Genomic DNA, 22,074 nt, shown 5'->3' with positions numbered 1-22,074 from the left:
TTTAAACTATTACTAAATGAAAGCGCTTTATTCTATGTGAAGGGGAGGCGACAAAATGAAAGGATGGCCAGGAGTAGCTGGAATGTGTTTAGTAAGTGTCGTGGCGCTGGCAGCATGCTCATCGTCGGAAACGGAAGTGGCCGAAGGAGAAGGCGGCGAGAAAGCGGACTTAAAAAGCGGCCAAACCGAGCTGAGAGTCGCATGGTGGGGCTCGCAAGCACGGCATGACCGCACAATCGAAGCGATTAAACTGTTTGAAGCTGAAAATCCGGATATCGCCGTTACGACCGAATTTACTGGCTGGGATGGTTATTGGGAACGGATGTCGACGCAAGCGGCAGGCAGAAACTTGCCAGACGTCATTCAAATGGATTTACAGTACATCAACGAATATGTCTCCCGTGATTTGCTTGTTGATCTAACCCCTTACGTAGAAAATGGAACGCTTGATTTTAGTGATGTTGATGACATCTATTTAGAAGGCGGTATTGTAGAAGAAGGGTTGTATGGAATTAACCTTGGTTCCAATGCGATGTCCATCGCTTACGATGCTGAGATTTTCGCCGAAGCAGGCGTTCCGGAACTAGAGCCTGGTTATACGTGGGATGATTATATAGAGGCAGTCAAAACAGTTAACGAAAACTTGGACGGCATGTATGCGTATGCTTTCGGAGATAATTTAAACTTTTTTAAGCATTATTTGCGCCAACATGATTTGTGGTTGTACAACGAAGACAACACAGGACTTGGCTACGACGACGACAAGTACCTGATCGATTTTTTAAACATGTATAAAGACTTGCTCGACAGTGGGGTGGCTGCGCCTCCTGATGTCAAAGCCGAGGTCCAAGGCATCCAAGATGAGCTAATTGTCCACAGCCGCGCTTCAACGTTTTCCCCTCACAGCAATCAAATTGTCGCACTCAATGAAGCTGCTGGCCGTAAGCTTCAGATGACAACTTTGCCAGCAATGGAAGGTGGATCAGAAGCCTCCTTTATCAAACCGTCATTGCTATTTTCTGCTACAAGCCAAGGGGACAAGAGCGAAGAGGCTGCGCGATTCATCAATTTTTTTGTCAATAGTATAGAAGCGAATGAGATTTTAAATGCTGAACGGGGCGTGCCGATTTCAGAAAAGGTTCGAGATCACCTTTATGATCATGTCAGCGAAAATACACAACTGCAATTTGATTATGTTCAGTTAGTTGAACAGAGGGCTGCGCCGATCCATCCACCAGACCCAGCAGGTACAGGTCAGATTTTGGATTTATATGCGCGAATGATAGAAGAATTCGAGTATGAGTTGCTGAGCGCCGAGGAATTTGCCGAGCGTTTCCGGGGCGAAGTTGAGATCATTTTAAGCAATTAGCCAGTGGATGATAAAGGAGAGACGAATGAAACCATCAGAAACGATAAGAGCCGAGTATCCGCCGAATAGAAAAACAAGCGCGAAATGGCGTGTTTGGAAACAGTATTTAGTCGGATTTGCCTTTATTTCTCCATGGCTAGTCGGGTTTTTAGGCTTTGTCATTGGCCCGATGATCGCGTCGCTTTATTACTCATTCACTGATTTTGATATGTTGACGAGCCCTAATTGGGTTGGCTTGGACAATTATATCACGATGTTTACCAATGATCCGAGGTTCCGTACTTCAATCACGGTCACGCTTCTTTTCGTGTTTGTGTCAACGCCAATCAAACTAGCGTTTGCCCTGTTGATTGCGATGCTGTTTAACAATAAACGCAAAGGGTCAGGGTTTTATACAACGCTGTTTTATATTCCTTCCATTATCGGCGGCAGTGTTGCTGTAGCTGTGATGTGGCGCCAGTTATTCGGCGGACAAGGAGCAATTAACGATATTTTGTTGTTTTTCGGCGTAGAAGGAAAAAGTTGGATTGCCAGCCCCGACCATGCCTTAATGGTGTTGATCTTGCTTGTTATATGGCAATTTGGTTCTCCTATGATCATCTTTTTGGCAGGGCTTAGGCAAATTCCCGAAGATTTATATGAAGCAGCTTCCGTTGATGGCGCCGGGAAGTTTCGCAAATTCTTGTCCATCACAATTCCATTGCTTACGCCTGTCATTTTCTTTAATTTGATTATGCAAATGATTGGTGCATTTCTCGTCTTTACACAAGCATTTGTGACAACACAAGGCGGCCCTCTTGACCGCACGCTATTTTACGCTTTGTATCTTTATGAACGAGCGTTTACCAATTATGAAATGGGCTATGCTTCTGCGATGGCTTGGACGTTGCTCATTGTGATTGCGATTGTCACAGGATTGCTTTTCTATAGCTCGAAAAAATGGGTGTTTTATGAATCAGAGAAAGGGTGAGCAGGTGAAAACGAAAAGGAGGTTTAAAACGTTTCTATATCACTTTACTGTTCTGCTGTTTGGGTTTTTTATGCTTTACCCCGTGCTTTGGATGATCAGCAGCTCGGTAAAGCCACCTGCAGAAATCTTCCAGCAGGCAGCTTCTTTGCTGCCGTCTGCTTTTCATTGGGACAATTACGTAGAAGGTTGGAAAGGGTTTGGCAGCGTTGGCTTTGACCAAATTTTCCGCAACTCACTCTTTGTATCAAGCATGAACATCATCGGTGCCTTGATTTCATCTTCATTTGTCGCGTTCGGATTTGCACGCTTGAAATTCCCGCTAAAGAATGTATTGTTTGCTTGTTTAATTGGAACGCTGATGCTGCCAATGCAAATTACGCTTATTCCCCAATACATTCTGTTTAACTACTTTGGCTGGGTCAATACGTTTTTGCCGTTAATTGTCCCTGCCTTTGTAGGCGGCACACCGTTTTTCATCTTCTTAATGGTCCAGTTCATCCGTGGTATCCCGAGAGAACTAGATGAAGCGGCTGTCATTGATGGGTGCTCTACCTTTGGCATCTTCTGGCGGATTATTATGCCTTTGTGCAAACCGGTGCTTGTCACCGTTACGATCTTTGCGTTCCTATGGAGTTGGGATGACTTTTTTGGTGGGTTGATTTATTTGAATGACCCGTCACTTTATACGGTAGGGCTTGGGCTTGCCAGTTTTCTGGATTCTACTAGCGCATCGTCATGGGGACCGCTTCTGGCAATGGCAACACTGTCCCTCGTTCCCCAATTTATCGTGTTTCTATTCTTCCAAAAATACCTGATTCAAGGGATTGCAACAACTGGCATCAAGTAACGATCGAGGTCATGAAAAGATAACGAAGAACTACTGGCACAGATCTCTTTTGGGGGCGGAATCGTCAAGTCCTATTAAAATCGGTTTTCTAAAAAGAAAAGGAGCCACTTTCAACATTATGTTGAAATGGCTCATATTAGATTAACGCGTAAATCTAGAATGTTGCAGCAACCGCCTATTTACATGATCTTTATTACAACTGTTTCTTTTTCATAGTAACCTTCATCACAAAACTTTTTTCATAGTTGGGATCTTTCGAATTAGGTGACTAAATAGGAAGCTCAATAAACTAGCTAAGATACTTACAATGAAAAACTTTGTTAACGCTCCAGAAGGGATTTCTTCCATAGCCCCTTGCAATATATAAACTACAAAAATGTGAATAATATAAACGGCAAAAGCGTTTTCTGCCATAAAAGCAAGTAATTTTCTGCGTTTATTCGCAAATTCCCTGCCAAACACTAGCATTCCTATTATCAAGCCAACGCCAATAAACCCTTCTAAAACTAGCCATATATAGACAGACCGTAAACCTGTTAAAACATTTAGATAGTGCATGGATGCTGCTATAATTCCTATTATGAACCAGATCACGCCTGTTTTAATTGGAATGTTTTCTAACCAATTAGAACGATAAGCAAGAATGCCAAAGGCAAAAAAACTAATATACTGTGGCAAACGTCCAACTTCTACCGGCATAAAAGGTGAAATATTCACCCATTCTCCTACAGGAAACCAAATCCGAATAAACGTATTAGCAATTATTAATGATATTGAAAATAAAAATAATTGTTTATGTCCTAATGATCTGCTTTTTGTAGGATTTGGTATCTTCATTATAACTCGTACTAGGGCGTAGCAGACAGAAAGAAAGAATAATAATGCGATAAACCAAAGATGACCAATTTCAAAATCAACTGTTCCAATATAATCAAAAATCATATATTCCCAGAACGATCCACTAACTCCATCGACAAAATAGGTGATTGGGCCAAATAGTACAATGACCACAACGATAAAAGGAATACCTAACCGTATGAATCTACTTTTTATAAAGGAGTAAACGCCTCTTTTATCGATGGAAGCAGGAATAAAATAAGCAGATATTAGAAAAAATAACCCCATAAAGAAAGCGCCATTAACATCAAAGAAAGGACCTAAAATTGCTGATTTTTCTGAACTTACAAGTGGCCAATCATCAATAGGTCCATATGCTTGACCCGCGTGATGAGCTACGACTAATAAGATTAAAAATACCTTTATATGATCTAGGTATAGTAGTCTTGATTTTTTAGTGAAAAGTTCATTTTCTAATTCCATTCATTTTATACCCCCATGCTCTTTATAAGTTGATACATGCAAGCTACTCACTAGCTATCGTTTAATTTGCGTATATCTACATGTCACGATGTTACCATTCTTTTCAGAGGCAATCGAATTAGTACTTTCGATCCTTTTTCTAATCCTTCACTATGTGCACTTATCAAACCGCCATGCATTTGAACAATATATTGAGCAATGGATAAACCTAATCCTGTACTTCCGGAAACTCTGCTGCGAGATTTATCTGCCTTATAGAATCGTTCAAATATATTTGGCAAGTCCTCTTTAGAAATGCCAATCCCATTGTCTTGAATAGAAATCAACGCATATTTTCCCTCGACTTCACAATTAAAAGAAATTGTACCCGAAGAAGGTGTATATTTTATACTGTTATCTAACACAATTCTGATGACTTGCTTAATAAGTGCAAAATCCCCATCTGCAAGAACTTCCTGTTTCTTTTCAAATATAAATGTATGGCCTGTATTCATCACCACTGAATCTCGTATGACTTCTTCAATCAATTCAGGCAAATGAATGGTTCTTACCTCCATCATTTGTTGTCCAGACTTTGCTAGCAGCAGGAGTCTTTCAACCAATTTATTTATATACGATGCCTCTTTTTTTATAGAAGAGATGGCTTCTTGCCGGATAGCAATATCTTCTCCTCCCCATCGTTCTAACAAATCAGCATATCCTTGAATGACTAATAGCGGTGTTCGAAGTTCATGGGAGGCATCGGAAACAAAACGGTCTTGTTGACGATAGGTGTCCCATATTTTATCCATTAACTCGTTAAACGTTTCTGCCAAATCACGTAATTCATCATGAGATGTTTTAATATCCAATCTTACATTTAAACTGCCTGTTCTAATGTATTTGACCATTTCTTGTATAGGACGCAACATCGTTTTAATCGTCCAACCACTAATAATTAAAATAAAAATGCCCATTATAATGAATACACATATGAGAACAAATATAATCGACCTAACAATCTCCCACTCTTGTTCAAGTGATTTTGAAATAGTAATCACAGCGCCCTTTCCATTTAGATCCACGTTAAACTTGTTTGTAATCTTCATACGATTAATGTCACTGGATATCCCTGTTGTCTTTACTGGCTCGCTTTCAACTAACAAAACGGTTATATTCGTATTAGCTGAATAGGAGTCGATTTGATCGATTTCCGCTTTAGAAACCATACTCCTAATCACTCTTTCATGGTCTTCTAATGTTAGGGAAGCCCCTGCAATTAGGAGTCTTGAAAATGCAAAAACAAGTACAAATCCGATCACAGTAAATAAAATAGTGAAAAGCCCTAAATTTGTTAAGATCGATTTTAATCCAATCGAAAATTTAAAGCGTTTATTTAGCCTTTCCCAGAGATTAGTTATCTTTAATGACATATCCAATTCCTCTAATCGTTTGTATCATTCTAACGTCCATAACATCTTCCAACTTTCGTCTGATATTCTTTATGAACACATCTACAATATTTGTATCGCCGTAATACTCATATCCCCACACATTCTCAATAATATTTTCGCGTGATAATGCAATATTTCGATTTACCAATAAATAATAAAGCAGTTCATATTCCTTCTTAGTAAGGCCCAATTCTTGTCCCTTAACGATTACTTGATACGTATCAGGGTTCATTGTCAGTTCTTCCCAATGAAGGCTATTGTTTGTCGTTTTTTCGCGAAAGATTACCCTAATACGAGCAAGTAATTCTTCTATATAAAAGGGTTTTGTCATATAATCATTCGCTCCACTATCCAACCCTGTAACTTTATCAGATACCTCTCCCTTTGCAGTAAGTAATATAACAGGGGTGGTTTCTTTCGACTTCCGAAGTCTGCGTAGAACTTCGATCCCACTAATTTTAGGAAGCATCACATCCAAAAGAATCACGTCAAACTTTTCTGATAACGCCTTAGCTAATCCGCCTTCTCCATCGTTTTCTATAATTAATTCAAATCCTTCATGTTTTAGCTCTAGTTCCAAATATCGAGCTATCGCTGCATCATCCTCAATAAGCAAAATTCTCTTCAATCAAATTCTCCTTCCAATGACGTTTTTTCTTTCTGTATTGTCGACATTTATTGGAATAATGCTTCTGCATGAATGTCAGATTAAGTTGCTTTAGATTTAGTCTAATATGAAAAAATGAAGCAATTAGGTAACGCTTTCTGAAGATTTAATGAACGTTTGTATTTTTATTTTTCATTTATAAGAAGCCGTCTTCCTTTTTATGGATCTTATCATTTTTTCATACTCTCCCTATATCAACATATTTGAAGGAATACACTTATGTTGACGTTCGGGCTTCTGATCGTTGCATGGCTGTCGTTTCACAACCACAAAAAATCATCCACCTTTGAGTTAGCGGCTCAGGTGGATGATTCGTACCATCGGCCGATCCCCCTTGCAGGGAACCAAGCTATTGTAACTTAAGGTGTCAAGCACCTGACGTCTTTTTATTTTACTCTTTTCTTATTATCAGTATTATAAATCCAACCGCATCCGATATTTGGAATCGGCAGCCAATGTGGCTCCATAAAAGAAATGGCCTTATCCGCACGTACGTATCAATGTACTTGTGGACTAACTCTTGATAGAGACTACAACTCTGCGCTGAACATCAAAAAAGAAGGAATTCGCTTATTAGCCACTGCCTAATGAATAAATCAACTCTTGGAACAAGAGGGTTCGCTTGGTCCATTTCGTCAGCTACCAAAAGGGGCGATTACCCAAGAAGCCCCCACTTTCAAGCGACCTGCAAGGGTGATAAGTGGTGGGTAGTTCACTTCATACCAATAAGCTGAAAGATTCATTTGACTAATTGTTTTCACTAATTATATAATTAACCCCAATTAAATCAATAGGAATAAAAAGAGAGTTGATTATGGTGAAGAATTTATCAATGGAAATTATGACAGCAAAAATGTTTAATGAGCTGCACGTAGCTATATTAGAAGCTTATCCTGATGAAGGGTACGACCTAATAAAAAAAGGGTTAATAGCATTTGGTTTGAAGGATGCTGAATTAATTGCTATACAAGCAACCTCAGAAGGTCAAAACCATCATTTCTTTGAGTATCTTCCACCAGTTTTAGAGGTACAAGAAAAATATGCAAGTCTAACCCCGTTTGCCCGCTTTGCCAAGATGTTCGCACAAATTGCGAAACAAGTTGTTGATGAATACGGGGAAAAAGGGGAGGCAGTTATCATGTCTGCGGTTGAACAATTTGGTAAGAAACGCGGACAAGGAATCGCGCAACGAGCTAGGTCGAATGGATTCGAAAATACAGTGGAGAATTATTTATCCCATTACGATATGGGACGTAGTGAACTATTTGAATTCGAAAGTATCTATAAAAAAGAGGAAATTGAACAGACGTTTACAAAGTGTCCATTAGGACAACAGTGGGCTGATGATGGGACAGGGGAATATGGAATTCTCTACTGTAGAATGATCGACCCCTCTATTGCGAAGGGTTACAATAAAAATTTTGACGTCGTCCATGACCAATACGTCTTAAAAGAAGGGCAATGCCATTTTAGATTTCAGATGAAGGAAGGGAGGTAAGGGGGTTCTAGGCAGAACTTATTAGAAGTAATTTTCTGCAATTTTTGTTTCATCTAAAACGGTAATGATTCGTTCTATTTTTTATTTTTAGCTCCTCTGGCTCTGTCTACTTTTTTATAGGGTCTGTGTCTGTTTTGAATATAGATTTTTCTGTAAACTTCTTTAATATAGCATAGTGTATCACAATCAGACGGTGGCTCATAATAACCACTGTCTTTTTTGGCGGCCAAAAAGCTAAGTTCGGAAACTGAGAGCAAGGAACCGTATTTAATAAGACCGATAGATAGGAGTTCGTTATTCTAATGGATAAATAAGGTTTTTTTCTAACGAAAGGAGGAGGATGGATGGCGGTTTGTTTTCGGAATATAGCTATTGCACTCATCTGTCTGGCATTGTGTTTGCCTTTGTCAAAAAGCGGACAAGCTGTAGCAAATGGGCAACCAGATTACTTGAATGTTGTGATCACGGAAGTGGCGGATGACTCCGTTACGTTGGAATGGAACAAGCTAAAAGAGGCAGATTCCTACAAAGTTTACTGGGCCGATAAAGACACAGATTTGATGGAATACGAGGAAATAGCCGAGACGGAAGAACAGGCATTTGTGTTTAACGGTTCGACTCATGTCAACCACTTTTTTAAAGTCGCTCCTATCAAAAACGGCGATGAAGGAAGGCGTTCTTCCGCTGTAAAATCCCCTGTGGAAAAGCAGTTCGATGTGCAATTGGAAGCGCTTGACCGTGGCTTAGTAGCGGTTGATACAGGAGAAGGCGTTTTTTTAAGTTGGCGGCTGTTGAAGGAAGAAGCGGTCGGCTATTCTGACCATGGATTGGTCGGCACGGTTTTTAACGTTTACCGCGATGGACAATTTCTTAAAACGGTAACCGACAGCACCAACTATTTGGATGAGCATGGAACGCCAACGTCTAGTTATTATGTAAGCGCTATCAATGGTGGGGGGGAAGAGGCGAGTGACGTTGTTCATCCGTGGGAAAACGGCTATTATGAGTTGCCGTTGCGAAAGCCCGAGGATGGTGTAACCCCTGCAGGAGAAGCGTACACGTACCATGCCAATGACATGAGTGTCGGCGATGTCAATGGCGATGGCCAGTATGAGTTTTTTGTGAAATGGGAACCGACAAATTCTAAAGACGTGTCACAAAAAGGTTACACCGGAAACACCTATATTGATGCCTATACATTGACTGGCGATTTGCTATACCGGATAGACCTTGGTAAAAACATCCGTTCCGGGGCTCATTACACGCAGCTGCTTGTTTACGATTTTGATGGCGACGGCAAGGCGGAACTGATGTTTAAAACTGCACCAGGGACAAAGGTGATCACATTCACTGGGGATGGCAAAGTCGAATCGGAAACGTATATTACGATGCCGCAGGAAGACGTGGAAGCAGGTTACAGCCATGAAGACGATTACCGGATGAGTGCCGATGATTATTATGCCCATGTGGTCGAGATGTTTATCGGTTGGCATGAGCATGAAGAAGTAAAAAACGGCAATTGGCCAGAGACGCTTGAAGAGGCTTTCGGGATCGAACCGCTGTATGACTATCCTTTAAGCCGCGGAGATGCGGAGGCGTTAGCCGATTATTTTATCGATGAATACGCCCCTTCGAGAAGTGCGAACAACCAATTGCGGGATTTTGAAGGTTTTATCGTTGAAGGCCCTGAGTATTTAACGGTGTTTGCAGGCGAGACAGGACAGGAATTACAAACAATTCATTATAAACCAGGGCGAGAAGACGATGGCCTTATGTGGGGCGACTATGCGATGAACCGGATTGAGCCAGGCAATCGTGTCGATCGCTTTTTAGCAGGGGTTGCATACTTGGATGGTGAAAAGCCTTCTGCCATTTTTGCGAGAGGCTATTACACAAGAACCACACTTGTTGCCTATGATTGGGACGGCGAACAACTGCACGAGAATTGGTTTGTTGACAGCGGCTGGACACCGATGGAAAACCCATTTCACGATTCACCACATGGCGTAGACGGAACCAATGACGAATACGCCACCCTCACCACACAAGGGGCACATTCATTGAGTGTTGCCGATGTCGACGGGGATGGCAAACATGAGATTATTTATGGTGCTGCAACGATTGACGATGACGGGACGCTCCTGTATAGCTCGTTTGCTGAATTGCCTCCCGAAAGTGCAGCTCCAGGTGAAATGGCACGATTAGGCCATGGCGATGCCCTTCATGTTGCCGATATTGATCCAGACAGGCCAGGGTTGGAATCATTTATGGTTTTTGAAGGGGCCCAGTATGCGCCGTATGGTTTCGCTTTACGCGATGCGCGTACAGGCGATGTCCTTTACGGAGAGTATAGCGGCCGAGACACTGGCCGAGGCATGGTTGGCGATGTCATCCCTGGCGAGCGCGGCCTCGAAACGTGGGCCGTCGGCTTATACAGTGCGTCAGGCAAGCGTTTAGGCACCGAGCAGCCAGGCACAAACATGAATATTAAATGGTCCCCTGACATGACCACACAAATTGTCAATGGCGCGCTTGACGAGACACCGACGATTGATGATTGGCAACGAGGGCGTTTGTTGACAGCGGAAGGGACAAGGACAAACAACGGAACGAAAGGCAATCCGTCCCTTGTTGCAGACATATTTGGCGATTGGCGGGAAGAGCTTCTCGTCCGCACAGAAGACAGCTCTGCAATTCGTATTTATATGAACACAGAACGAACAGAGAGAAAACTGTACACATTGATGCATGATCCCCAATACCGAACGGGGATTGCTTGGCAAAATGTCACTTACAACCAACCTTCTTATCCGAGCTTCTACTTTGCTTCGGATATTGATTGGGCGTATGTGCCATTGTTCAATGAACACGAGGAAGACCGATTCGTCTTTTTGGAAAAAGCAACAGAAGCGTTTATTGTGGCGGGCGAAGTCCAAGGCCCACTCGTTGTCCAGCTTACCCAATCTCTTAAGCAGGCAAAGCACCATAACGAAGCAGGACGGACGAAGCAAGCGCTCTCGTTTATTGACAAATATAAGCGCCATTTGCATAACAGGGCAAACGAACGCCATGTATCGAAAGAAGCAAAAGAACAGCTAAATCGCCATGTCGAAACAGCCTTGCAACAATGGGAATCAGGCCAAAAATAATTGTGGTAAATAGACAAGCCGTGTTAGTCACGCACTTAAGCAGACGCGCCTGTCGAGGGACGGAAGCGCGGAATACAAGGAGGAGTTGTTGTGAAAAAAAAGCGGAGCATTGTTCTTTATTCGACATTAGCCTTATCGGTCTTTGCGGTGACAGGTTGCCAAGTTGGAACGGGAGGGGAAGACAACGGTTCTACCGCCAGCGGCGACAATGTTTTACGGGTTGCATGGTGGGGCGGGCAGGAGCGCCATACAATGACACTTGACGTGATCGATCTGTTTGAAGAAAAATATCCTGATATAACGGTTGAGCCAGAGTACACGACCTGGGACAACTATTGGGAACGGCTAACGACACAAGCCGCAGGAAGCAACTTGCCCGATGTCGTCCAATTAGACTATACGAAAATGAACGAGTACATTTCTAGAAATTTATTGAAAGATTTGGCTCCTCTGATCGAGGACGGCTCGATTGATTTGTCCAATGTGGATGATGTCTACCAAGATGTAAATACAATTGACGACTCGGTATATGGGATTTCACTCGGCTCCAATGCTCTCGGCATGCTTTACAACGCCGAGCTGTTCACCGAACATGGCATTGAGCTAGATGAAGGCTATACGTACGATGATATGAAAGCAGCGATGCTGGAATTAAAAAGCGCACTTGGCGATGGCTTTTATGGCTACGACTTTAACAATACCGAATTTGATTTGTTTTTCGCCTATGCAAGGCAGAATGGCGAAAGTGTGTTTAATGAAACAGGCGACGGGCTTGGCTACTCTGATGAAACGCTCATTTCTTATTTTCAATTTATCCAAGAAATGATTGAAGACGAAGCAGCGCCGCCCCATGAATTAACGATGGAATATATTCAAGGCGGAGATTCAACGATTGCAGACGGAACGACAAGCATGCTGCTGATCGCGAGCAATCAGATTATTGGGCAGCAGGCGTTAACGGAAGCAGAATTAGATTTGAAACCGCTTCCTGAGATGGAGGGGGGGACGGAAGGCAACTGGATAAGGCCAAGCATGTCGTTCGCCATTAGCGAGCATACGAACCAGGAAGAACATGCCGCGCTGTTTATTGACTTTATAACAAATGACCCTGAAGCAAATGAAATCCTCCAAGCCGAGCGGGGCGTGCCGATTTCAGCTGAAATCCGTTCCCATCTTGAGGGGAAAGTCTCGCCAGAAGTCGAAAAAACGTTTGCGTACTTAGAATATGTCGCTGAGAACTCGGCGTCAGCCGATCCGCTGCCCCCGCCTGGTGAAAGTGAAGTGCGCGCTGCCTTCTTACGGATTGTGGAGTCGTTAAAATACGGGCAAACCACACCGGAAGATGGAGCCGAACAGTTTCGCCAGCAAGCAGAATCGATCTTAAAGTAAGCATCGGAACAGGAGGCCAAGATGAGACCTACGCAAAGCACCGTTCAACCTTCTCTTAAACGCAAACCAATGAAAGGATCGTTTCGCAACGATTTCGTTGCCTACTTGATCATTTCTCCTTGGCTAATTGGCTTTTTAGGATTAGTCATAGGGCCGATGCTAGCATCCCTTTATTTTTCGTTTACGAATTATGACATGCTTTCACCTGCAGTTTGGACAGGGCTCGACAATTACAAAAACGTGTTGCTCAATGACCCGCGTTTTGTCCAGTCTTTAAAAGTCACACTTATATTCGTGTTTGTCTCTACGCCTCTAAAGCTGATTTTTGCCTTATTGCTGGCGCTGCTCTTTAATACAGGAAGAAAAGGGACAGGGCTGTTTACGACGATTTATTACATTCCCTCCATCATTGGCGGGAGTGTTGCGATCGCCGTTGTGTGGCGCCAGCTATTTGGCCGCGAAGGCGCAATTAATACGTTATTTGCCTCTGTTGGCCTTGATGGCATCAATTGGCTCGGCGATCCGTCATACGCGCTATCGATTTTAATTGTGCTTGTCGTTTGGCAATTTGGTTCGCCGCTCATTATCTTTTTGGCAGGGCTAAGGCAAATTCCCCAGGAGCTTTATGAAGCAGCAAGCGTTGATGGTGCGTCTACATTGACTCGTTTCTTTCGAATCACGTTGCCGATGTTGACGCCTGTCATTTTCTTTAATTTAATCATGCAAACAATTGGAGCGTTTATGACATTTACACAAGCGTTTTTAATTACAAATGGTGGGCCAATGGATGCGACTAATTTTTACGCGGTCTATTTATATGAAACGGCATTTGAGCATTTACGAATGGGCTATGCGTCGGCAATGGCATGGATTTTGCTTGTCATCATCGGCGTGATTACGCTTATTTTGTTTGCGACGTCCAAATATTGGGTGCATTATGAGGGGGGAAGCAAATGAAGAAGCGGACCAAAACGGCGGATGCGATTTATTATACGTTTGTCGTTTTATTCGGTTTTGTCATGCTGTATCCAATCTTATGGATGGTGGCCAGTTCTTTAAAACCGCAAACGGAGATCTTCGGCAACGCCGCTTCGTTATGGCCTGGCGAATTTATGTGGGAAAACTATGCAAAAGGCTGGGAAGGGTTTGGGCGGACTGGATTTGACGTCTATTTCTCTAACTCTCTTTTCATTACGACTTTGTCTGTCATAGGAGCGATTCTGTCTTCGAGCATTGTCGCCTACGGCTTTGCACGCCTGCAGTTTCGCTTTAAAAAAATCTTATTTGCCTGCTTGCTCGGCACAGTGATGTTGCCTGTGCAAATTACCTTAATACCCCAATACATCATGTTCCATAACATCGGCTGGGTCAATACGTTTTACCCGCTAATCGTTCCCGCTTTTTTAGGGGGCACGCCTTTTTTCATTTTCCTGCTCATCCAATTTATTCGCGGCATTCCACGGGAACTAGATGAGGCGGCTATCATTGACGGATGCTCGACGTTTGGGATTTTTTGGCGGATCATTCTGCCTTTAATTAAACCTGCGCTTGTGACTGTCGCCATTTTTGCCTTTATGTGGGCGTGGGATGATTTTCTCGCTCCGTTAATTTATTTAAACAGTGCCGACATCCAAACCGTCTCGCTAGGGCTAAGGAATTTTATGGATGCAGAAGGGGGCACGTCGTGGGGGCCGCTTTTGGCGATGTCGACTTTATCGCTATTGCCTCAGTTTATCATCTTCCTGTTTTTCCAAAAACATTTGGTTGAGGGCATTGCGACAACGGGGCTTAAATAAAAAGGTTTATTAAAAAAGAATCCATTATATGGGTTCTTTTTTCGTTTCTTTTAAATTTCGCGTTGACGGGTGGAAAAGGCGGGCGTATAATTCACATCAAGTAATATAAATGTTTTTGATTAACTTTTTTATTAACTATTGTTGCAATCGCTTACAAGGAGGCGCAAAATGAATCAATTGAAAAAAGGGAAGATGTCGATTGACCCGCTATTTCAGATTGGCAAAGTCGATGAACGAATTTACGGTTCTTTTATTGAGCATTTAGGCAGAGCTGTTTATGGCGGTATTTATGAACCTGGGCATCAGGATGCTGGAGAAGATGGGTTCCGCCAAGATGTCATTGACCTTGTAAAAGAGCTAAATGTCCCAATTGTCCGTTATCCTGGAGGAAACATGGTTTCTGGATACAATTGGGAGGATGGGGTTGGGCCAATTGAAAAGAGGCCGAAAAAGCTAGAATTGGCTTGGCGTGTGCTTGAACCAAACAAAGTTGGTACAAACGAATTTGCTGAGTGGGCGAAACGCGCCAACACAGAAGTCATGATGGCTGTCAATTTAGGCACAAGAGGGGCAGACGCTGCTAGAAATCTAGTAGAATACTGTAATCATCCGGGCGGTAGTTATTATAGCGATTTGCGAATAAGCCATGGTGTGAAACAGCCCCACCGCATTAAAACATGGTGCTTAGGCAATGAAATGGATGGCCCTTGGCAAATTGGTCATAAGACTGCTGATGAATACGGCAGGCTTGCTGTAGAGACAGCAAAAGCAATGAAGCTGGTAGATCCAACGATTGAACTGGTGGCGTGCGGTAGTTCAAACATCGATATGCCGACATTTCCCGAGTGGGAAGCGACAACGCTAGATTATACGTATGATGAAGTCGATTATATTTCATTGCACCAATATTATGGCAATGCCTCAGGCGACTCAGCTAGCTACTTAGCCAAGACGTTGGAAATGGACCGTTTTATCGCTACAGTGATTGCCACTTGTGATTATATAAAGGCAAAAAAACGCAGCAAGAAAACGATGTATTTAAGTTTTGATGAATGGAATGTCTGGTACCATTCCCGGGAAGCAGACAAAGCGATTGAGCCTTGGACGGTAGCGCCGCCACAGCTCGAGGACGTCTACAATTTTGAAGACGCGCTGTTAGTCGGGTCGATGCTAATGAGTTTCTTGCGGCGAGCTGACCGCGTCAAAATCGCCTGTATGGCGCAACTTGTAAACGTCATTGCTCCAATCATGACAGAGACAGGCGGGCCGTCTTGGCGGCAAACGATTTTTTACCCATTTATGCATGTCTCTCTTTATGGAAGAGGCACTTCGCTTCAGCCAGTTGTACAGACGCCATCCTATGATACAAGTAAATATACAGACGTGCCGCAGCTTGATAGCGCTGTCGTCCATAATGAAGAAGAGAAGACGTTGACCATTTTTGCGCTAAACCGCCATTTGCATGATGGCCTCGATCTTGAAATCGACGTGCGCGGTTTTGAACATTATCAGATCGTTGCTCATACCGTTCTTGAGCACAATGATTTAAAAGCAGTTAACACAAAAGAATATCAGCCTGTTAAACCACACGATCAAGGGCAGTCGACATTGCAGGATGGCAAACTAGAAGCCCGTTTGCCTCGAGCATCATGGCATGTGATTCGCTTGAAACACCAGTAAGGCATAAGGCCGCTTGCGTGCAGCTAGGCGGCTTTCTAGACAATAAATATGAAAGCGTTTTCGAAATAATGCCGTTTTCGAAAGGAGCCGGTCAATATGAAGCATGTTTTTGGCAAGTTCGCTGTCTTAGCAAGCGCGGCACTCCTTCTTGGCGCCTGTGCCCAGACAACAGGGACAACTGGTGATGGCAGGATGAAGCTCGATTATTGGGTGTTTTTTTCAGGTGGCGATTTGTCGTATATGGAAGCGATCGTCGATGACTATAACAATAGTCAAGATGAAGTGTACATTGATATGATTCTGCAAGATTGGGATGACTATTATACAAAAGTGGTCACAAGCGTAGCAGCCGATAGAGGGCCAGATATTGCTGTCTCTCATGCGGCAACGCTTCCTCAACTTATGAATCAAGGGTTGTTAGAACCTGTTGAACCGATTATGGCGGAGTCCGAATTTGATTTTGGGTTATTTCCAGACAACATCCGTGAAGCGGTTGAAGTGGAAGGCGCTGCTTATGCAGTGCCAATCGACACACACCCGTTCATCCTATACATTAACAACGACTTAGCGGAAGAAGCTGGGCTGTTGGATGAAGACGGCAGCCTTAAACTAGATGAGTCACCACAAGGCTTTAAAGCCTTTTTTCAACAAGCAAAAGAAGCGCTTCCTGATAAAACGCCGCTTTCCATTTCAACCGGAGGGGTCGATGTGTACCGCTGGTGGTGGACGGTTTATTTTCAAATGGGCGGCACGCCGATTTTCTCCGATGACTTGCGGGAACCAGAAATTACGCTTGATCGGGAAATTGCGATCGAAGCAGCTACCTATATTCACAGCTTCTTCGGGGATGTGATCCCGATGCACATTGGCGATTTTTATGAAACGTTCCAGGCTGGAAATGCTGTCGGTTTGATGACAGGCGTGTGGGCGACTGGAATTTGGGAAGGGAGCGACATGAACTTTACCGCCGTCCCTTTGCCTCAATCTTTTGAAGTCGAAGCAGCACAAGGAGACTCCCATACGTTGATCATCCCGATCAAAGAGGAGCAAACAGCAGAGAGGCAACAAGCAATTGCTGAATTCATTGCCTATGTTAGCGATCGCGGCGCCGATTGGGCGAAAGCAGGCCATATCCCAGCTAGAACGGACGTTGTCGCTTCGCCTGAGTTCCAACAACAGCCTTTTCGCTCTGAATATGCTGAAGTCGCATCAAAAGTCGTTTTTACCGATAAGACAATTTACCAAAACCCTGCTGAGACGGATATGGTGCGGGCGCTTGATGAAATTATGAGCAATCGCCTGAGCCCCGAAGAAGGCATTGATCAGATGCTCGATGCATTACGTGTCACCACGCGCCAATAATTCTGACTCATATGAAGGAGGGGAAAAAAGTGAAAAAGTTGACATGGCGAGACGACTTGCGCCCTGTTCCATTTTTAATTGCTTTTTTTGTAGCATACGTACTGTTTACGGTTTACCCCATTTTTAAAGGAATGCAAATGAGCCTTTTTAACTGGACACTAATTGAACAGCAAGATTTTGTCGGGCTTGCCCATTACGCTAATCTACTAAAGGATCCTAATTTTTGGGAAGCATTTGGCAACACCACATTGTTTGTTGTCTTGTCTACGCCGACAATGGTTATTCTGGCATTGGTGCTTGCGCTAATGGCCAACTTAAATACGAAGCTCAAAACGTTTTTTAGGGGATCTTTCTTTCTCCCTAGCATTTTAAGCGTATCGGTCATTTCGTTTGTCGCCATTTTTATGCTGCAACCTTATACAGGGGTCGTCAACAACATTTTGCAAGCGTTTGGGCTAGATAAAGAGCCATTTTGGTTGGCGACGCCATCGCTTGCCTGGGTCAGCATTATTGCTGTGACTCTTTGGTGGACAGTCGGCTTTAATATGATTCTCTACTTGACGGCGTTGCAAGGTATCCCCGATGAGCTCTATGAAGCAGCTGAAGTCGACGGAGCAACAAGGCAACAAATGTTTTGGCGTATCACATTGCCGCAACTATTGCCGATTTCAAGGTTGATTTTTCTCTTGCAAATCCTCGCTTCATTCAAAGTGTTTGCGCAAATTTTGTTAATTACTGATGGCGGTCCAGGGACGTCAACACGGCCGATCATTTTGTACATTTACGAAATGGGCTTTGAACGCTATGATCTTGGCTATGCAGCGGCTATGTCGTATTTGCTGTTTATGGTTCTCCTCGTCTTATCGGTCATTCAACTTCGTTTAGGCGGTAAGGAGGGACGGCTTCTATGAGTCAAACGAGGCTTGAAAATAAACGCGATCCATTTCGTCCTGTAAAAGTGGCTGTTGCTTTTATATCGGCGCTGTTGTTTTTGTTCCCGATTATTTGGATGTTCTTTGTTTCCCTAAAACCAGAAGGGACGGCCGCTTCATCGCCGTTAGACTGGTTTGCGCCTCCGTACACAATTGGCAACTATGTCGACATTATCCTCGGCAGCGATGTGTTTTTATGGATTTGGAACAGTTTTATTGTTGGGTTCCTGACAACGGTACTTACGCTCCTGCTAACGTCAATGGCGGCATTTGCCTTCTCGAAAATGCGTTTTCGTTACCGCAAAGCGCTTTATTTGTTCTTTTTAGCCGGTTTGATGGTGCCAGGTGAAGCGATGATTATCCCGCTCTATGAAATAATTGGCTCAATGGGGCTGCTTGACACGTATGCAGGGCTTATCTTGCCTGGGATTGCTGCCCCTTTAGGCGTCATCATATTAAAAAGCTTTTTTGACGGCGTGCCGAATGAATTAATTGAAAGCGCAAAACTTGATGGCTGTAATGATTTCCGTTTGTATTGGAACGTTGTTCTGCCTCTTGGCAAATCAGCGGTTGCCGCTGTCGGCATATTGACGTTTATAGGCTCATGGAACAATTTCCTATGGCCATTTCTAGCGATTATTTCTGAATCGCTCTATACATTGCCTGTTGGCATTCCGATGTTTAACTCTAACTATTCAGAGACGTACATTTTGCCGATGACTGTCAACGCGATTGCCTCAATCCCTGTCATTATTGCTTTTCTCGTGTTTGAGAAACAAATCGTCAAAGGCGTCAGCTTTTCAGGCATTAAGGGATAATGGATCGCAGCCAAAAGGAGGATGGGCTAATGGATGAGAAAGGCCTTCGCGGCTATGCACTCCGTCTTTGTGATTGGTTGGTGCGCTTAGCGGCATTAAACTGCTTATGGCTTGTGTTCTCCTTGTTAGGAGGAGTGATTGTCGGTTTTTTTCCCGCAATGTACGCAATGTTTGCGGTTATGAAAAGATGGTGTTTAAAAGAGGGCAATGTTCCGCTAGTGAGGACTTTTTTTCAAGAATGGAAAAGCGCGTTTTGGCGGGCGAACATTGTTGGTTTTACTGTTGCCCTTGTAGGCGCCATACTGGTGGTTGACTATTTAATTGTTTTCAGTCTCGATTTTCCAGGAGCGACAGCGGCTGCAGCTTTGTTGATGCTCTGTTTGCTCGTATATGGGTTAGGCGTCTTGTTTGTTGGCCCGGCATTAGTCGTATTTGACGGGGCGCTCATCCCGTTTTTAAAAAATGTTGCCCTCTTAGCAATTGCTTCGGTACGGTATGCAGCGTTCATGGCGGTCTTCCTCTGTCTAGCTGCTTTGTTGTTCGTGTTGGTGCCTCCTGCTGGATTTTGCTTTGCCGGAAGCTTATTCGCTTGGGTTACAACCCATTTTAGCCTAAAAGCATTCCAGCGGGCGAAGCTGTTGTCTCATCCAGCTCGATAATTTGATCGTTTTTAGTCTAGTTATAGGTCTTATAAATGGCAAGTGTGGCGTCTTCACAGACTTGTAGGTAGAAAGCGAGTTCATTATACTGGTGAGAGAGTTGATTTCTCCTTGTGTTGTTCGGTTTAATAGGGCTTTCACTGCTTGAAGGCCGTTTCTTAAATGGAGGAAATCGGTTCGAGTATGAACGGAAAAAATAGGTGGCGCGATGGAATTAGATTTAGACTTAACAGAACAGTCTTTGCCGGTTTATGAAGCATTAGCAAGCCGGATTCGTTTAAATGTCCTACGGTTGTTGGCAGAGCGGTCTATGAACATTAAGGAACTGGCCGAGTCGCAGCAAGTGAGCAGCGCGATTATGACAAAACATGTGCAGAAATTAGAAAAGGCCAGGCTCATCGACACGACGCATGTAAGGGGCAAGGCAGGCGTGCAAAAAATGTGTTCCCTCCGAGTAACACACGCCCAGATCGCTTTTCCTAATAAGGAAAATGGCTCGATTCGCACTTTTCATGAGAGCCATGTGTCTGTTGGCCATTTCACTGACTTTTATGTAGAACCTACATGTGGCTTGGCCACGCCAGAAACGATTGTTGGCGAATTTGATGAGCCTCGTTATTTTCTTGACCCAATGCGTGTGAACGCGAAAATTCTTTGGTTTTATAAAGGGTTTGTTGAGTACAAACTTTCCAATTTTATTCATGGGGGCGAAACGCCAAAGGAATTGGAAATTTCAATGGAATTATCGTCGGAAGCCCCTTTTACAAACGACAATTGGCCATCTGATGTTTCGTTTACGTTTAATGGAGTAAGCCTTGGCTATTGGCGCAGTCCCGGTGATTTTGGCGATCAAAAAGGAAAGTACACACCTGCTTGGTGGCCACGGGGCATTAACCAATATGGCCTTCTGAAAGTCATTCGGATTACAGAGACAGGTACGTTTATTGACGGCAAGCAGCTATCAGACGTTAAACTGGCTGATGTTTCAATAAGGGAAAAAGTATGGACATTCCGGGTAGCTGTAGGCGAAGAAGGCATCCATATTGGCGGCGTAACACTGTTTGGCTCTTCGTTTGGCAATTACGACCAGGATATTGTTTTTCGCTTGTATTACGAATGAGAACGAATGTGTAGGGGAGCGTCCCCCTACACAAGGCAAAGGAGAAATACGAATGAGTGTATTTGACCCTAAGTTGCAAAAGGAGCCTTATTACCCTGTCGTAAAGTTTTATTATTACAAAGAATGGCGCCAGTTTGAAATGAAATTCCATTCACATGAAGCAGCTGAGTGCATGCATGTTCTTTCAGGCAGCTGCAAAGTCGAAACAGATGAAGGGAGCTACCAGTTAAAAAAAGGACAAATTATTTTCTTAGATGCCGGTACACGGCACCGCTTAATCGTAAGCGAACGTTGCCGGATGTTTAATGTTGAGTTTTCCTTTGAGCAAGGCCGCACTGCATTTCCGCCTTTTTATAAACTATGCAAAGAGAACCAAGCATTAAGGAACATGGTTAACAAGCAGGCATCGCAATTGCTTTTGCACGACACCGACGATACGTACCAATGTTTACGAAGATTAATTTTAGAAGTGGACAAAAAAAGCATACAAACCGATTTTATGGTTCAGCTGCTTTTAAGCGAATATTTAATTCGGATAGCAGAATTGGCAGAAGCGAAAGTGGCAGAACCGGACCAGCAAGCTTATGTGAAACGGGCCCTCGCTTACATCCACCAAAATTATGACCGTGAAGTGAGCGTTGCTGATATTGCCAGTTCCGTCCATTTGCATCCTGGGTATTTGCAACGTGTATTTAAAGCGTTCACTGGCAAGTCGATTCATGAATTCCTCATTTCTTATCGAATCAATAAGGCGAAAGCGATGCTAAAGCAGACGGATATTAGCATTACGGACATTCCCCATTATATCGGCATGAACTCCCAGCAATACTTCAGCACGACTTTTAAAAAACATGTAAAGTGCACACCAAGCGAGTACCGTAAAAGGCATCAATATAATGACAATTTAAGAAGAAAAAGTGAGGATATTATACAACCGACAGAAGCATAAGTGACTTTATTGGAAGCGCTTTAATTATGGGCTGCGTTAAGATTAAATCAATATTTGCCGACAACCACAGGTTTTTGAATGCTGAGGTATGGGAGGCGAAGTAATAAAAATAGATA

At 43.4% G+C, this 22,074-nt stretch carries 18 protein-coding genes and 1 pseudogene; 16 read left to right on the top strand and 3 right to left on the bottom strand.

Annotated features, from left to right (window positions below; translation table 11 throughout):
- The first annotated feature begins 55 nt into the window (after nucleotides 1–55).
- The 3 genes from BC8716_RS04480 to BC8716_RS04470 are packed head-to-tail and all read left to right on the top strand — an operon-like array spanning nucleotide 56 to nucleotide 3,186.
- Nucleotides 56–1,369, top strand: a complete 1,314-nt coding sequence (locus BC8716_RS04480; RefSeq protein ID WP_094424125.1) for an ABC transporter substrate-binding protein — start codon at nucleotides 56–58, stop codon at nucleotides 1,367–1,369.
- A gap of 25 nt (nucleotides 1,370–1,394) precedes the next feature.
- Nucleotides 1,395–2,339 (top strand): carbohydrate ABC transporter permease, encoded by a 945-nt coding sequence (locus BC8716_RS04475; RefSeq protein ID WP_094424124.1) that lies wholly within the window; start codon nucleotides 1,395–1,397, stop codon nucleotides 2,337–2,339.
- Between the two features lie 4 nt (nucleotides 2,340–2,343).
- Nucleotides 2,344–3,186, top strand: a complete 843-nt coding sequence (locus BC8716_RS04470; protein ID WP_094424123.1) for a carbohydrate ABC transporter permease — start codon at nucleotides 2,344–2,346, stop codon at nucleotides 3,184–3,186.
- A 225-nt stretch (nucleotides 3,187–3,411) separates the two neighbouring features.
- Here BC8716_RS04470 and BC8716_RS04465 read toward each other — a convergent pair whose 3' ends face one another.
- The 3 genes from BC8716_RS04465 to BC8716_RS04455 all read right to left on the bottom strand — a co-directional run bounded on the left by BC8716_RS04465 (nucleotide 3,412) and on the right by BC8716_RS04455 (nucleotide 6,567).
- Nucleotides 3,412–4,506, bottom strand: coding sequence for an acyltransferase family protein (locus tag BC8716_RS04465; protein ID WP_094424122.1), 1,095 nt, complete (start codon nucleotides 4,504–4,506; stop codon nucleotides 3,412–3,414).
- 83 nt (nucleotides 4,507–4,589) lie between these two features.
- Entirely contained in the window at nucleotides 4,590–5,918 is a 1,329-nt protein-coding gene (locus tag BC8716_RS04460) for a sensor histidine kinase (RefSeq protein WP_094424121.1), read from the bottom strand.
- Complete coding sequence (locus tag BC8716_RS04455) at nucleotides 5,899–6,567, bottom strand: response regulator transcription factor (protein WP_094424120.1); 669 nt, start codon at nucleotides 6,565–6,567, stop codon at nucleotides 5,899–5,901. Before BC8716_RS04455 ends, BC8716_RS04460 begins: the two co-directional genes overlap by 20 nt.
- Before the next feature lie 489 nt (nucleotides 6,568–7,056).
- On the opposite strand from BC8716_RS04455, the pseudogene BC8716_RS04450 reads away from it, so the two are divergent.
- The 13 genes and pseudogenes from BC8716_RS04450 to BC8716_RS04390 form a co-directional block, all read left to right on the top strand.
- Nucleotides 7,057–7,194: pseudogene (locus BC8716_RS04450) on the top strand (zinc ribbon domain-containing protein); the annotation flags it as partial.
- A gap of 226 nt (nucleotides 7,195–7,420) precedes the next feature.
- The gene (locus BC8716_RS04445) at nucleotides 7,421–8,104 is read left to right on the top strand and encodes an L-2-amino-thiazoline-4-carboxylic acid hydrolase (RefSeq protein WP_257253860.1); all 684 of its coding nucleotides are present in this window, start codon (nucleotides 7,421–7,423) and stop codon (nucleotides 8,102–8,104) included.
- Between the two features lie 344 nt (nucleotides 8,105–8,448).
- Complete coding sequence (locus BC8716_RS04440; protein WP_094424118.1) at nucleotides 8,449–11,253, top strand: rhamnogalacturonan lyase family protein; 2,805 nt, start codon at nucleotides 8,449–8,451, stop codon at nucleotides 11,251–11,253.
- A gap of 90 nt (nucleotides 11,254–11,343) precedes the next feature.
- Nucleotides 11,344–12,642, top strand: a complete 1,299-nt coding sequence (locus BC8716_RS04435) for an ABC transporter substrate-binding protein (protein ID WP_094424117.1) — start codon at nucleotides 11,344–11,346, stop codon at nucleotides 12,640–12,642.
- 21 nt (nucleotides 12,643–12,663) lie between these two features.
- Nucleotides 12,664–13,599, top strand: a complete 936-nt coding sequence (locus BC8716_RS04430) for a carbohydrate ABC transporter permease (protein WP_406550690.1) — start codon at nucleotides 12,664–12,666, stop codon at nucleotides 13,597–13,599.
- Nucleotides 13,596–14,438 (top strand): carbohydrate ABC transporter permease, encoded by an 843-nt coding sequence (locus tag BC8716_RS04425; RefSeq protein WP_094424116.1) that lies wholly within the window; start codon nucleotides 13,596–13,598, stop codon nucleotides 14,436–14,438. Before BC8716_RS04430 ends, BC8716_RS04425 begins: the two co-directional genes overlap by 4 nt.
- A 168-nt stretch (nucleotides 14,439–14,606) precedes the next feature.
- Complete coding sequence (gene arfA, locus BC8716_RS04420) at nucleotides 14,607–16,118, top strand: arabinosylfuranosidase ArfA (protein WP_094424115.1); 1,512 nt, start codon at nucleotides 14,607–14,609, stop codon at nucleotides 16,116–16,118.
- A 96-nt stretch (nucleotides 16,119–16,214) separates the two neighbouring features.
- Complete coding sequence (locus BC8716_RS04415; RefSeq protein WP_094424114.1) at nucleotides 16,215–17,480, top strand: extracellular solute-binding protein; 1,266 nt, start codon at nucleotides 16,215–16,217, stop codon at nucleotides 17,478–17,480.
- A gap of 29 nt (nucleotides 17,481–17,509) precedes the next feature.
- A complete protein-coding gene (locus tag BC8716_RS04410; protein WP_094424113.1) occupies nucleotides 17,510–18,391 on the top strand; it encodes a carbohydrate ABC transporter permease in 882 nt (293 codons plus the stop codon).
- The gene (locus tag BC8716_RS04405; RefSeq protein ID WP_094424112.1) at nucleotides 18,388–19,230 is read left to right on the top strand and encodes a carbohydrate ABC transporter permease; all 843 of its coding nucleotides are present in this window, start codon (nucleotides 18,388–18,390) and stop codon (nucleotides 19,228–19,230) included. The genes BC8716_RS04410 and BC8716_RS04405 overlap by 4 nt, the downstream gene beginning before the upstream one ends.
- A gap of 29 nt (nucleotides 19,231–19,259) precedes the next feature.
- Nucleotides 19,260–19,889 carry a YesL family protein gene (locus tag BC8716_RS04400; protein ID WP_157730352.1) on the top strand — a complete coding sequence of 210 codons (630 nt, stop codon included), beginning with the start codon at nucleotides 19,260–19,262 and terminating at the stop codon, nucleotides 19,887–19,889.
- A 208-nt stretch (nucleotides 19,890–20,097) separates the two neighbouring features.
- On the top strand, nucleotides 20,098–21,009 hold the full coding sequence (locus BC8716_RS04395; protein ID WP_094424110.1) for an ArsR/SmtB family transcription factor: 912 nt from the start codon (nucleotides 20,098–20,100) through the stop codon (nucleotides 21,007–21,009).
- A gap of 52 nt (nucleotides 21,010–21,061) precedes the next feature.
- Complete coding sequence (locus tag BC8716_RS04390; protein WP_094424109.1) at nucleotides 21,062–21,958, top strand: helix-turn-helix domain-containing protein; 897 nt, start codon at nucleotides 21,062–21,064, stop codon at nucleotides 21,956–21,958.
- Nucleotides 21,959–22,074: the final 116 nt, after the last annotated feature.

This window comes from Shouchella clausii (assembly GCF_002250115.1).
In the GTDB taxonomy this organism is placed as follows: Bacteria; Bacillota; Bacilli; order Bacillales; family Bacillaceae_D; genus Shouchella; species Shouchella clausii.
Note: the sequence above shows the minus strand (reverse complement) of the source record. Positions and strands in the feature narration are given on the sequence as shown.